Source organism: Rhodoplanes roseus (assembly GCF_003258865.1).
Lineage (GTDB): Bacteria > Pseudomonadota > Alphaproteobacteria > Rhizobiales > Xanthobacteraceae > Rhodoplanes > Rhodoplanes roseus.
Window position 1 is genome coordinate 1 of sequence record NZ_NPEX01000897.1, and the last position, 257, is coordinate 257.

Genomic DNA, 257 nt, shown 5'->3' on the forward strand with positions numbered 1-257 from the left:
GTCATGACGTTGCGGGAATGCTCAATGCCGATGCGCAGCGTCGAGGGGCCGTAATATTTGTTCGAGTAATTCTGAGGCCGCCAGATCTTGTCGCCGGCCTTGATCTCGATCGGGGCATCCATGACCACGGAAGACGGCGTGTAGCCGTTGTCGAGAGCCGTCGCATAGACGAACGGTTTGAAGGACGAGCCCGGCTGACGATAGGCCTGCGTCGCCCGATTGAACTTGCTCTGGTCGAAGGAGAAACCGCCCACGAG

At 59.1% G+C, this 257-nt stretch carries 1 protein-coding gene; it reads right to left on the bottom strand.

Annotated features, from left to right (window positions below):
- Positions 1-257: penicillin-binding transpeptidase domain-containing protein (locus CH341_RS32910; protein ID WP_281023746.1), on the bottom strand; the 257-nt coding region annotated here is incomplete at both ends.